Genomic DNA, 12,258 nt, shown 5'->3' with positions numbered 1-12,258 from the left:
ATCACGGCCCCCGCCGCTGCCGCCGCGTTCAGGAGACGGTTCGGGACACCGGGGTGGAGACATCCACGAGCAGGCCGTTGGGATCGAGCACCAGACAGCTCCGCTGCCCGTAGAACTGGTCGCGGGGCGGGGCGACGACCTCGACGCCCATCGTCACGGCGCGCTCGTGGACGGCGTCCACGTCGTCCACGACGACGGTCAGGATCGTGCCGCACGGCGCGGCGCGGTGGGCCTGCGGGATCAGCTCGTGGTCACGGCGCCAGACGGCGACCTCCAGGCCGAGGTTCCCCGGCGCCGACAGATGGACGTACCAGTCCTCCTCGAAGTTGACCTGGAGGTCCAGCAGGCCGGTGAAGAAGTCCCTGGTCTCGGGGAGCCGGTCGGACAGGATGTTGGTGAGGATTCGGTTCACGACCATGGACCTCCCCTGACCGGCCTCCCCCTCCCGAAACCCGCCCCCGCCCGCTCCTCCCGCCCCGGGCGTCCCCGCCCGCCTATGCGCGGAGGGCCCGGACGGCGGCGGTGATCCCCTTCCTGTCGTAACCGCCGGTGGGCATGGTGGCGCCGTGGGCGTGGCGGACGATTCCCCGGGAATCGATGAGGACGCTGCCCGACTGCTGCAGCGAGCCGAAGACCTTCCTGCTCAGGCCGATCATCTCGTGCGGGGCGCCGCCGCGGCCGGTGAGGACGGGGAACGGGATCCGGCGCCTGGTCTTCCACTCGGCCGCCGTCCGGCGGTCCTCGGGAACCGCGACGAACACCCGGAGGCCGCCGGCGGCGAACTCGTCGCGGCGCCGGATGAGGTCGTGGACATGCCGGTTGCAGACCGGGCACGACGTGGACCGCATGAAGTAGACGAGTACGGCCTGGTCGCCCCGGTAGTCGGACAGACGGACGACTTGGCCGTCGGTGTCCTCCAGCACGATGTCGGGTGCGGGCGATCCGGTTTCGAGCATGGTGAAGCTCCCCTTCGACTCGGGTTGTGGAAATACGGTCCGCTCAGGTCAGGCGCCGGCGGTTCCGGCCCCGTCCGGGCCGCCGGCGGCGTGGCCCTTTCCGTCCAGGCTGTGCCGTAGCCTGCCGCGTGCCCGGTGCAGCTGGGACTTCATCGCGGCGTCGCTCAGCCCGAGCCTCTCCGCGACCACCCGTCCCGGATGGCCCAGCACATCCCGCATGATCAACACTCTGCGCTGGACCTCCGGCAGCTCCTTGATCGCCTGTGCGACGAGGTCGGCTTCCAGACGCCGGATGACCTCGTCCTCGGCCGACGTCGCCAGGCCGGCGCCGGCTCCGTCATAGTGGTCGAACAGCAACCGAGCCCGGCGCAGGCACTCGTTCCGGACGATTCGGAACATCCACGATGCCAGCGCCCCGGTGGCGCGCAGCGAACCGATCTTCCGATAGAGGATGATCAGTGCTTCCTGCGCGGCGTCCTCGGCATCTTGCGGAGAGGCGCAAAGATGCTCGGCGAAGCGCCGCACATGGGAATGGGCGCCGTGGACCACCGCGGTGATCGACTCTCGATCACCGGCCTGCGCGGCCTCGATGAGCCGCGTGCTCGCCCAGCCGCGATCAGCCACGTCCGCACCTCCGCCGGCGGAACGAAGTCGTGAACAGTGCCTGCCGAACGGCCGGCAGCACGGCGTCACCCATCCGGATCTCCTTCCCCGCGTGATCGTCACCCCCATAAGAGGCCCCCGCGCCGCGAAAGGATTCACCTCTTCGGGACCGACTTCTCCAGGACCGTCTCAGCCCGTCACCCCCGGAAGGCTTTCCGGCCGGGTCACCTGGCCGGGAGCTCCTTCGCCAGCGTCTCCAGGACGGGCTCGTAGACGTGCAGCCCCGCGCGGCGGACGAACGTCTCGGCCGCCCGCAGGTGTTTCCCGGCCCGCTCCCGGTCGCCGTCCAGCAGGGCCAGCCGCGCCAGGCACAGGTCGGCCACCGACCAGCCCAGCAGCCGCCCGGAGTCCGGGGCCAGGTGGCCGTAGAGGACCCGGCCCGCCCCGGCGTCTCCCAGACCGGAGCAGATCTCGCTGAGGGCGTCGGCGACGAACCGGTAGGGCAGGTCGGGAAGGATCTCCGCGAAGCCGTCGCGGGCGAACCCCGCGAACTCGGCCCGCGCCTGCTCGATCCGTCCCTCCTCGGAACGGCCGAGGTCGATCAGGGCCAGGCAGCGCAGGATCCGCCAGGGCCGCTGGCCGGGACGGAGGGTGAGGAGCTCCTCGGCCAGGGCCAGCGCCTCCGCCGGGCGCCCCTCCCGCCGCAGCCCCAGGAAGCGGAAGGTCTCGCTGCGCAGCCGCGCGTCACCGCGGCCGAGCGCCCCCTCCGGGTAGACCGCGCCGGACTCCTCGGCCGCCGCCAGCGCCTCGGCGGGCCGTCCGGTCAGGTGGGCGTGGACCGCCGTCTGCCAGGCCGCCAGGCTGACCATCGAGGGGAGCCGGAGCCGGCCCGCGGTCTCCCGCAGCCAGGCCAGTGCCCGCTCCGCCCCGCCGGTCGTGCCCTGGGAGGTCAGCAGGACGTACTCGACCTCCCGCCCGATCCACTCGGTCATCAGGTCACCGGTGCGGGCCCCGATCTCGATGATCTCCCCGACGACCTCCCGCCGGAGATCGTGGTCGTGGCCGGTCCGGAGCAGCAGTTCCTGGACGATCAGCGCCCTGGACAGGGCCCGGTCGTCCCCGGTGCGGCGGGCCAGCCGTACGGCCCGCGCCGCCAGCTCCCGGCTCCGCTCGACGGGCCGCCCGGTGGACCCGATGAACGCCGAGGCGGCCAGGAGCCGGGCCCGCCAGGGCGACTCCTCGGCCAGGTCCGAGGCGAGCGCCCGGTCGATGCGCTCGGCGAGCCGCTCGACCTCGGTCACCTCCTCGTACATCGCGAGGTAGATCTGGTCGGACAGGCCCAGCGCCGCCCGGGCCAGCCGGCTGTCGTCGCCGAGCTCCTCGGCGATCCCCGCGGCGCTCTCCAGCGAGACGTGCGCGGCGGTGCTCATCCCCGCCGCCGCCTGCGCCTCGGCCAGATCCAGCAGGAGGTCGCAGCGGAGCGCGTCATCGGATCTGGGCAACTGGCCGATCAGCGCGATCGCCCGCTCCAGGTGCTCCACCGCGTCCTCGTGGGCGAACTGCGCCGTCGCCTGGGCCGCGGCACGGCGGGTGTACCCGATGGCCTTGCCCGCCATGCGCCCGCTCAGGACGCCCTCGCGGTAGTGGTGGGCGATCTCGGTGAGCCGGGTGCCGCTCCGCTCCTCCAGCACCTCGGCGATCCTGGCGTGCAGGCGCCTGCGGCGCGACGGGGGCAGCGCCTCGCGCAGCACGTCGCGGACGATGTCGTGGACGAACCGGAAGACCGGCCCGTCTCCCTCGGTCAGCAGCCGGGCCCGTACCGCCGCGTCGAGGATGTCGAGCACCCGCTCCTCGGGCGGCTCGGCCACCCGGAGCAGGATGTCGGTGGCCGCGTCCCTGCCGAGCAGGGCGGCGGCGGTGAGCACCTCCTCGGTCTCCGGCGGCAGGCCGGCCATCCGCCCCCGCACGACGTCGGACAGAGCCCCCGGAGTCTCCCCCAGGTGCAGGATCTCCCCGAGGAAGAACGGATTGCCCGCGGTCAGCCCGGCCATCTCGGCGGCCCGTTCCGGGTCGGCCCCGGCCCTGTCGAGATACTGGCGGATCTCGGCCTCGCCCAGCCCGCGCAGCAGGAGCCGCCGTGCGTGCGGGAGCCGTACCAGCGTGCCGAGGGCCTGCTCCAGCGCGCCGCCGGGCCGCACGTCGGTGTCGCGGTAGGTGGCGACCACGGTCAGCCCGGGGCAGAGCCGGGTCGTGGCGAGGAACTCCAGCAGCCGCAGCGAGGAGGCGTCGGCCCACTGGAGGTCGTCGAGGACGACCAGGACCCGGCCGTGCTCGTTCAGCAGCCCGGCGAACGCCTCGTAGAGCTCGAACCGTCCGCTCCCGGCGAGCCGCCCCAGCCCGCCGTCCACCCCCGCGAGTTCCTGTACGGCCTGCGTCCACGGCCAGAACGGCGGCGCGCCGGTCCCGTCCCAGCACCGGCCCCAGACCACCCGGTGACCGAGAGCCGCGGCGGCCTCCGCCGCCTGCTCGGCCAGGCTGGTCTTACCGATGCCGGGCTCCCCCGCCAGCAGCACCACCCGGTGGCCGTCCTCCGCCACCGCGCGGCGCAGTTCCCCGGTCTCCGCCTCCCGCCCGACCAGCCGGGGGGCCTCGGCCGTGACGCGGACCCGGGGCATGAGCGCGGCGTCCTGGGCGAGGATGCGCCGCTCCATCTCCCGCGCCCGGGGCCCGGGGTCGAGCCCGAGGTCCTCCACCAGCAGCCTGCGCCCCTCGGCGAGGACGGCCAGCGCGTCGGCCTGCCGTCCGGCCTGGTAAAGCGCGTGCGCGCCGAGCACGCGGAGCCGCTCCCGGAACGGGTGGGCCGCCACCAGCCGGGCCAGCCGCCCGGTGAGCGCCTCGCCCAGGCCGAGCGCGAGGTCCGCCTCCGCGGCGTCCTCCTCCAGGGTCAGCCGGAACTCCACCAGGTGCGCGATCTCCTCCTCCGCCCAGGAGGCCTCCGCGAAGTCGGTCAGCGGTTCCCCGCGCCACTCGCCCAGCGCCCGCCGGAGCTCCTCCCCCGCGCCCCGGTGGTCGCCGGCCGCGGCCCTGCGCCTGCCCTCGGCCGCGTGCGCGCGTGCCCGGCTCAGGTCGAGTCCCGTCTCGGGGATCTCCAGGGCGTAGCCGCCGGGCCTGCTGACCAGGATCGCGGGGGGCGTGTTCCGCGGCCTGTCCGGCTCGAAGACCCGGCGGAGCTTGGAGACGTAGGCCTGGACGGTGTTGACCGCCCCGGGGGGCGGCTCGTCCCCCCAGAGGACGTCGACCACGCGGCTCAGCGGGACCGGGCGGGGCGCGGCGAGCGCGCACAGGGCCAGCACCACCCGCTGCTGATAGGACCCGACGTCCAGGGGCGTCCCATCGTCACCGATCACCTCGACCGGCCCCAGCACCCGAAAGTCCACCCCGGCCACCTCGCTCGCAGATGCGCCGATAGTAACCGCCCGCCCATTTCCCCCCGCCACCCCGCCCAACCACCCCCTCGCCCCTCCCGCCCCACCCCTTCCCCTCAACCACCCATCCCAGCCGCCCGGTCACTCCCGCCCAACCGCCGCTCTGATTGCCTCGGCCACCCCGATTCCCTCCCCCAGCGACAGCCTTATCCCACGGCGCCGGTACGGCGAGAGGCGGCACGGCGATCTTCGGCGCCACCGTACGGCGGGCAACCGGGACGGCCCCATCAGGTGATCGAGCTGTCGGCCCAGGCCTTCTCGTCGCGGACCACGTCGACGACCACGAGCGCGGGATAGCGGGGATGGGCGCTCACCTGCACCACCGGCGCCAGGCAGCAGGACGCCAGGAGCCCCGCCGCCCCTTCCAGGTCGGCCGCCGTGGTGCCCGCCCGGCACCACAGCCAGACCCGCTCGCCGAACCGGGTCGGCACCGTCCACAGGACGGCCGGGATCCGGCCACGCCGGTTCATGATGATCGCCTCGACGCACCCGGATCGGATCCGGTGCGCGGTGTACACGCACCGGATCCGCCCCCACACCTCGCGCCGCGCCGTCGGCCACACCAAAACCGACGCCACGAGCCCGAGGGCCATCAGGACGACCGGGAGCCAGCCGAACGCCCCCGCCGCCCACAGGAACGCCACCGGCAACCCGGCGGCGAGCATGATCTCGTACCGCCACCACCAGACCAGGGTCAGCGGCCCCGGGCGCACGGCCGGGATGACCGCCGCCCGCCGCCCGGCGTACACCTGCCTGCGTGTGCCGTCCTCACCGCTCATCACGCACCTAGACCCACCACTCGCCGTACTCCCGAGCCTGCCGTTCGCCGTACTTCTGGGCCCGTGGTCCGCTGGGCTCCGGCACCGGCCACCCGTCGGTGTCCGTGTCCAGCTCCGGCTCCCCCTGTCCCGACGTTCTGCTTCCGCCCCGGTCGATCCGCCCGGTCCCGTCGCAGAGCGGGCACCGCTCCTTCACGGCGGTCGTGCCCTCGCCCCGGCACAGACCGCATTCCTGCAGGGCGTCGAACCTGGGATCCCGGTAGACCCGGCGCAGCACCCTCCGCCGGTCGATCTCCCATCCCTGCACCCACGCGAACGCGTCGATCTCTCCGAAGATCCGGTCCTCCAGCGCCCGCAGCCAGACGATCAGCAAGCCTCGTACGCCGATCCAGTGGCCGCCCCGGATCTCGATGTGGTGCTTCAAGGTCAGCACCCCCTTGAAGGTCCGCCCACCAGGGCCTTTATGTATTTTTACCCTGGTTTGTACCTGTGGCAACCTACAGATGGAAATTACCAGGAAAACTTGCCAGCAGAATTTTCCGTAGGTTCTTGCCGAAGGATCATGCTAACGCGGTAATATCGACTTCCACCTGGGAGTACAGTGCGCTGGCGGCATCAGGAGGGCGGTGAAGCGATGGCTGAAACCAATGTGACCCTTCGTCGGCGTCAATTGGCTGGGAAGTTGCGCGAGTTACGTAAAAACACTGGCCTTACGGTTGAGCAAGTAGCACAGGAACTGCTCTGCAGCCCGCCTAAGATCAGCCGCATCGAGACGGCGCAGCGCCCGGCCAGTCAGCGAGACGTACGGGATCTCTGCAGGATCTACGGGATAACCGATCAGAAATTGATTGATCATCTGATGACACTGGCGCGCGAAATACGCCAGCCAGGCCTCAAGCAGGAGTACGGAGACCTCGGCGACGACGCTCTCTACACCTATATGGAGCTTGAAGAGGTCTCTCAGTCGATCACCGAATTCCAGACGGCCTACATCCCCGGCCTCCTGCAGACCGAAGACTACGCGCGGGCCCTCATCCGCGGACTGCTTCCACTGATACCCGAGGATGTGCTGAACAGACGAGTAACGGCCCGCATGGGAAGAAAGCACATCCTGACAAAGGAGAACCCGCCTCGATACTGGACCTTCATCGACGAGGCCGCCCTCTTCAGGGCGGTGGGAGGACCCAAGATTATGAGGGCCCAGCTGCAGACCGTCTTGGAAACAGCCAACCTACCTCACGTAACCGTACAGGTCATACCTTTTAACGTTGGTCCGTACATGGGGGCAGGAAATCCGTTCGTACTCCTTGAGGTGGACGACCAGCAGGTCTCGACCATCGTCCACCTGGAATTGCTGACCGTGGCGGAGTACCTGGAGAAGGAGCGCGACCTCAAGCAGTATCGAGAGGCGATCGACCACATTCGCGCAGCGGCACTGAACCCCCAGTCGTCTCTTGAGAAGATCATGGAGGCAAATCAGTCATACACCTTATAAGCAGACACGCAAGTGGACACATGTCGCTCGAAGAGCTGCCTGGAGAGGTGGCCAGTATTCCAGAGTCGACAGGAGAATCGATGACAGCTCCAGAGAATGTCCACTTTTTGACAGAAGCTTGGCACAAGTCAAGTCACTGCAACGGGGGAGGCTGCGTCGAGGTCGCCATAGGCGATGACCTCGTGCTCGTTCGTGACTCCAAAATCTCAGGCAGCCCCGTATTGCGCTATTCACACGACGAGTGGCGCGCGTTCATCATGGACGTCAAGACTAATAGATACGGGCGCCTCTGACGCGGGGCGATAGTAGAGCCGAGGCCTTCCGTACGGGCCTCGGCTCGTCACGCGGGCTGATTCTACGGAACCCAGGCCGCACAGTCCAATAATTTACAGAACACATCCACCCGGAATTCAGCAGGCAACCTTGTAAAATAAGCACCCGACCTCGGCGGCAGCGACCCACCGACCGGGCACAGGGAACCGCGATCTCGGTGACGACACCTTTTACGTACGCAGAGGTCAAGTCTGCGACATCGCTGATCACCGAATGTTGATCGGCTCTGAAAACTCCTGAACTAAGAAGCATCATTGTTCCATCCGACCCCAGGAGTTTCAATGGGCTCACCGCAAAGTCCCGGCACTCCTTCACTGGAGTGGCACACTTCCTCCCACTGCAACGGAGGAAACTGTGTCCAAGTCGCCTTCACCGGAGACTTGATCGCCGTCCGGGATTCCAAGGCCCCGGACAATGGCACGCTGACGTACTCCCACAGTGAGTGGGCGACGTTCATCTGGGCCGTCAAGCAGGGGGAACACGACCCCTCTTAGCGGGTCCGGCGCCGTACCGGGGCCGACTCCCTCGACCCCGGTACCTTTAACACCTAAAAGAGACATTAAATTTATAAAAACGTATATTATGATACTTCCGACATTGCGCCCCATCTCCGTGTAGTCGATCTTTTCGGGAGAGCGCATGACGGGGAAAACTCCGTTCAACCCCAGCGCCTGGCACCGGCCGTGCAACGGCGGAAGCTGTGTGGAGTTGGCTTTCGACGGCAGCCGAGTGGGGGTGCGCGACAGCAAGGACGACGGTACCGGATCGGTCCTGACGTTCACTGCTGACGAGTGGGCAGCCTTCGTGCGGGCCGTACGGCGTGGGCGGTTCGATATCGCCTGGTTCAGGCGTGCCCGGCGCAGGGCACGCCTGTTCTCTCGCCGTCGCCCCTGAGGGCCGACAACGGCCTCCGCCGCCACCGGCCGAGATGGCCTCCGGTGGCGGCGGAGTCTTCGGGGATCGTGCGGTCCCGGTCGTGGGTCAGAGTTGACCGGGGTGGCCGTTCTGGGACGGCGGGACCGGGGCGTTGCCGTACGGGGTGCCCGGGTTCCGGGGGTAGACGCGGGTCGCGGTGGGGTCGGGCGTGCTCGGGGCCGGGGCGTACGGTGCGGCCGACGGAGCCGCCTGAGGGGCGGGGGTACCCGGGCCGAACGGGAAGGGGGCCGGCGGGGCGGCCGGGGCGGGGGCGGCCACAGGGACCTGGAGCGCCGGGACCCCGGCCGGGGCGAGCTTGCGGCGGTGGAGAGCCATGAGCAGGCCGCCGAGCATGAAGAGCACCAGCAGCGCGCTGCCGAAGATGCCGACGAGCGCCATCGGCTTGCTCATCAGCCCTTCCTCGGCCGCGACCGGCTCGGCCTCGATGGAGGGAACGGGGGCCGGTGACGCGTCGGCGTTCACCGCGGCGGTGCCGGGTGTCGAGGTCGCGGACGCGTCCGGGGCGGCCGCGTCGGGCTGCGGGGAGGCCGGCGGCGCGCCGGACGAGGTGTCCCGGCCGGCGGCGATGGCCTCCTCCGACTCCTTGATGTAGCCGGCGGCGTACGGGTGCAGCGGGTAGAGGTCGAGCGTCTGCTTGAAGCCCGCGAGGGCGGGGCTGTACCGGTCGGCGAAGAAGTCGGCCAGCGCGGCGTCGTAGGTCCGGGTGGCGGGCGACTCCTGGGGGGTGACCCCCTGGGCCTCGAGGAACTCGCGGATCTGACCGACGGGGAAGAACACGCTCTGGTTCTCCTGGCGTTCGGTCATGGTCTCGTTGAGGTACGTGGCGGAGACGAGCGCGACGACCTTGCCCTCGGAGTTGAAGACCGGTCCACCGGAGTTGCCGCCGTAGATGGGCGTCTGCGCCTGGATGTACGGCACGCCCAGGGTGGTCTCCCGCAGGGCGCTGTAGGCGCCCTCGGTGATCGCGGGATACAGCCGGGACTTCTCGGTCAGGCTCTCGTCGCGGTTGACCGTCCCCGGGAAGCCGACAGCGTAGAGCGCGTTGCCGACCCGCACGTCGCCGTCGGTGCCGAGCGGCACGGTGGGCAGGTTGCGGGCGCCGTCGAGCTTGAGCAGGGCGACGTCCTTGCCGGGGCCGCCCGTGCCGTTCACGGCGACGAGCTCGATCGGCAGGTGGGTGGAGGTCGCGTTCATGCCTCCGCCCGGGAGCGGCAGGACCAGCTCGTACTTCACCTTCGCGTCCGACACCCGGAGGTTGTCGGTGTTGAAGGTGACGAAGACCTTGGTCACCAGGTCGGTGAGCTCCTTGTCGGGCTCGACCGAGCCCATGAGGTCCTTCAGCGCGGCCTCGACGTCCTTCTTGGTGAGGTCGGCCAGGCCGTACTCCGCGAAACCGGCCTCGATCTGGGCGGGGGTGTTCTGGACGCAGTGCCCGGCGGTGACCATGTGGCCGTCGGGGGTGATCCACCAGCCCGTGCACGTCCCGGAGAACGTGACGTCCTCGGTGCGCTCCGGCTTGCCGGTCTTGAGGTACTTGCCGGGGTCGGCGGCGAGCTTGCCGAACGCCCACTTGGCGATGCTCAGGTTGTCGGAGGGGATCCGTCCCTTGCGCGCCTGCTTCTGCGCCTCGTCCAGCAGTTCGTCGAACGACTTCTTCGAGGCCGCGGTGGGCACCGTGACCCGGCCCGAGTAGGTCGTCTTGATCAGCTGCACGGCGGGGTTCGCCTTCGCCGCGATCAGCGTCGCCGCGGGGACCGGCTCGGTCCCGGCGGTCGCCGCGCCGGCGGATCCCAGTGCCCCCGCCACGGCCAGCGCCGCCACCGCGGCCAGCCGCCGCATCGAAACTCCGTTCACCTGTTCCACCCCGTCAGCACGTGCCCCTCCTCGTCCGGGGCGGTTTCTGATCGGGAGTCTGCTCCGACGGACTTGCCCGGTGCTTGCGGCTCGATGAAATCCCAGGTCAAAAGGGTTAAAACCACCCCATAAACACCGGTGGCAGCCGTCCGGCGACGGCGATGGCGGTGCCCGGACTGCCACAGGAGAGCACGCTGTAGGACGATGGACCCGTGAACTTCGAACTGGCCGTCTGGCACACGCCCGAGCCGATCACCAGGGAGCACGCGGAGCACACCTTCCGGGCGCTCCGCAGGGGCGAGCCCGAAGCCGTCGCGCCGCACCCCGGGGTGGCGGCGTTCGCCGGGCGGCTGGCCGAGGCCGAGCAGGCCGCGCCCGGCTACGCTCTCGTCAGCGTCGCGCCGGAACGGGCCGACGAGGTGGCGGGCGCGGCCTTCGAGCTGGCCCGCGAGTGCGGGCTGGTCTGCTACGACCCGCAGCGGCGGCTGGTGCACAACCTGCAGCCGCTGGGCTCCTACCCGGGCATGCAGATGCACACGGGCGACGGCATGATCGTGATCGACCCCGACCTCCAGCTGGTCCACGACACCCTGGACACCATGGGCCCGCAGAACCCGTTCGTCGCGCTGGTCGTCTTCGGCCAGCACTTCGTCCAGGCGTCCCCGGAGATCACCGGCTACGAGCTGGAGTACAAGGACAGCGTCCGGAACCTGATGTTCCGCACCCACGTCCCGGAGCTGAAGACGGTCCGCACGGCCTTCGCCGAGTACGCCGTGGACAACCGCGCCTTCCTGGAGCGCCACGACTGGAAACCCGTCTGACCGGCGGGGCGGGTCACTCCCCGGGGAAGCGCACCCCCGCCTGGGCGCGGATCTCGTCCATGAGGCCCATCACCTCGAGCGTCGCCTGCCAGGGCACGAGCGGGCTCTCCAGGAGCCCTTCCCGCAGGCAGCGCATGGCCTCGGCGGCCTCGTGGTTCATGCCGTTGCCGTCATAGGGGACGTGGAAGGTCTCCGGCTCGCCGCCGGTGCGGTAGAGGGTGAAGACGTCGGGGCGGAAGAACAGGTGCGGCAGCTCGATGCGGCCGAGCGGGCCGGAGACCGACGCGGTGACCGGGCTGTGCGTGCCGATGCCGCAGGACAGCAGCGCGACGGCGCCGCCGGAGTAGCCGAACAGCATGCCGGTGTTCTCGTCCACGCCCTCGGGGGTCAGGTGGGACCAGGACTGCACCTTCGCGGGAGCGCCGAGCAGCATGTGGGCGAAGGAGATCGGGTAGACGCCCAGGTCGAGCAGGGCCCCGCCGCCCAGCTCCGGGTTGCGCAGCCGGTGGCCGGGCTCGACGGCGACGGAGAGCCCGAAGTCGGCGTGCACGGTGCTCACCGGGCCGATCGCGCCCTCGCCGACCAGCTCGACGATCTTCCTGATGGCCGGGTTGCACCGCATCCACATGGCCTCCATCAGGAAGAGGCCGCGCTCGCGCGCCAGGTCCACCAGTTCGGCGGCCTGGGCGCGGTTGAGCGTGAACGCCTTCTCGCACAGGACGGCCTTGCCCGCCTCCAGGCAGAGCCTGACCGCCTCGTAGTGGGCGTTGTGGGGGGTGGCGACGTAGATGACGTCCACGTCCGGGTCGGCGGCCAGCTCGGCCCAGCTGCCGTGGGCGCGGGGAATGCCGTACCGGTCGGCGAACGCCGCGGCGCTCTCGGCCGAGCGGGACCCGACCGCCGCCACCTCGGCGCCGGGCAGCAGCTTCAGGTCCTCGGTGAAGGTCGCGGCGATGCCGCCGGTGGCGAGGATTCCCCACTTAATCGTGCTCATAG

The 12,258-nt window shown here is 70.2% G+C and carries 13 protein-coding genes; 5 read left to right on the top strand and 8 right to left on the bottom strand.

Annotated elements, in window-relative coordinates; translation table 11 throughout:
- Nucleotides 1-28 precede the first annotated feature (28 nt).
- The 6 genes from Plo01_RS05670 to Plo01_RS05645 form a co-directional block, all read right to left on the bottom strand.
- Nucleotides 29-418 (bottom strand): VOC family protein, encoded by a 390-nt coding sequence (locus Plo01_RS05670; protein WP_203889423.1) that lies wholly within the window; start codon nucleotides 416-418, stop codon nucleotides 29-31.
- A gap of 76 nt (nucleotides 419-494) precedes the next feature.
- Nucleotides 495-956, bottom strand: coding sequence for a peroxiredoxin family protein (locus tag Plo01_RS05665; RefSeq protein WP_203889422.1), 462 nt, complete (start codon nucleotides 954-956; stop codon nucleotides 495-497).
- A 48-nt stretch (nucleotides 957-1,004) separates the two neighbouring features.
- Nucleotides 1,005-1,580, bottom strand: a complete 576-nt coding sequence (locus Plo01_RS05660) for an RNA polymerase sigma factor (protein ID WP_203889421.1) — start codon at nucleotides 1,578-1,580, stop codon at nucleotides 1,005-1,007.
- Between the two features lie 203 nt (nucleotides 1,581-1,783).
- A complete protein-coding gene (locus tag Plo01_RS05655) occupies nucleotides 1,784-4,996 on the bottom strand; it encodes an ATP-binding protein (RefSeq protein WP_203889420.1) in 3,213 nt (1,070 codons plus the stop codon).
- Between the two features lie 275 nt (nucleotides 4,997-5,271).
- Nucleotides 5,272-5,823 carry a hypothetical protein gene (locus Plo01_RS05650; protein ID WP_203889419.1) on the bottom strand — a complete coding sequence of 184 codons (552 nt, stop codon included), beginning with the start codon at nucleotides 5,821-5,823 and terminating at the stop codon, nucleotides 5,272-5,274.
- Between the two features lie 7 nt (nucleotides 5,824-5,830).
- Nucleotides 5,831-6,256 (bottom strand): hypothetical protein, encoded by a 426-nt coding sequence (locus Plo01_RS05645; RefSeq protein WP_203889418.1) that lies wholly within the window; start codon nucleotides 6,254-6,256, stop codon nucleotides 5,831-5,833.
- 201 nt (nucleotides 6,257-6,457) lie between these two features.
- Here Plo01_RS05645 and Plo01_RS05640 point away from each other — a divergent pair, with 201 nt between their 5' ends.
- The 4 genes from Plo01_RS05640 to Plo01_RS05625 all read left to right on the top strand — a co-directional run bounded on the left by Plo01_RS05640 (nucleotide 6,458) and on the right by Plo01_RS05625 (nucleotide 8,545).
- Complete coding sequence (locus Plo01_RS05640; RefSeq protein ID WP_203889417.1) at nucleotides 6,458-7,318, top strand: helix-turn-helix domain-containing protein; 861 nt, start codon at nucleotides 6,458-6,460, stop codon at nucleotides 7,316-7,318.
- Between the two features lie 20 nt (nucleotides 7,319-7,338).
- Nucleotides 7,339-7,611, top strand: a complete 273-nt coding sequence (locus tag Plo01_RS05635) for a DUF397 domain-containing protein (RefSeq protein ID WP_307837361.1) — start codon at nucleotides 7,339-7,341, stop codon at nucleotides 7,609-7,611.
- Between the two features lie 321 nt (nucleotides 7,612-7,932).
- A complete protein-coding gene (locus Plo01_RS05630; protein WP_203889416.1) occupies nucleotides 7,933-8,145 on the top strand; it encodes a DUF397 domain-containing protein in 213 nt (70 codons plus the stop codon).
- Between the two features lie 145 nt (nucleotides 8,146-8,290).
- Nucleotides 8,291-8,545 (top strand): DUF397 domain-containing protein, encoded by a 255-nt coding sequence (locus Plo01_RS05625; RefSeq protein ID WP_203889415.1) that lies wholly within the window; start codon nucleotides 8,291-8,293, stop codon nucleotides 8,543-8,545.
- 87 nt (nucleotides 8,546-8,632) lie between these two features.
- Here Plo01_RS05625 and Plo01_RS40860 read toward each other — a convergent pair whose 3' ends face one another.
- Complete coding sequence (locus tag Plo01_RS40860; protein WP_203889414.1) at nucleotides 8,633-10,441, bottom strand: S1 family peptidase; 1,809 nt, start codon at nucleotides 10,439-10,441, stop codon at nucleotides 8,633-8,635.
- Between the two features lie 212 nt (nucleotides 10,442-10,653).
- Between Plo01_RS40860 and Plo01_RS05615 the strand changes: the two genes are divergently transcribed.
- A complete protein-coding gene (locus Plo01_RS05615; RefSeq protein ID WP_203889413.1) occupies nucleotides 10,654-11,262 on the top strand; it encodes a hypothetical protein in 609 nt (202 codons plus the stop codon).
- A 13-nt stretch (nucleotides 11,263-11,275) separates the two neighbouring features.
- Here the strand turns inward: Plo01_RS05615 and Plo01_RS05610 are convergent, their stop codons facing one another.
- Nucleotides 11,276-12,256: a Gfo/Idh/MocA family protein gene (locus Plo01_RS05610; protein ID WP_203889412.1), complete on the bottom strand. Its 981-nt coding sequence runs from the start codon at nucleotides 12,254-12,256 to the stop codon at nucleotides 11,276-11,278.
- Nucleotides 12,257-12,258: the final 2 nt, after the last annotated feature.

Origin of the sequence: Planobispora longispora (genome assembly GCF_016863135.1) — a bacterium.
In the GTDB taxonomy this organism is placed as follows: Bacteria; Actinomycetota; Actinomycetes; order Streptosporangiales; family Streptosporangiaceae; genus Planobispora; species Planobispora longispora.
The sequence above is the reverse complement of the archived record's forward strand: the minus strand, read 5'-3'. Positions and strand labels throughout refer to the sequence as shown.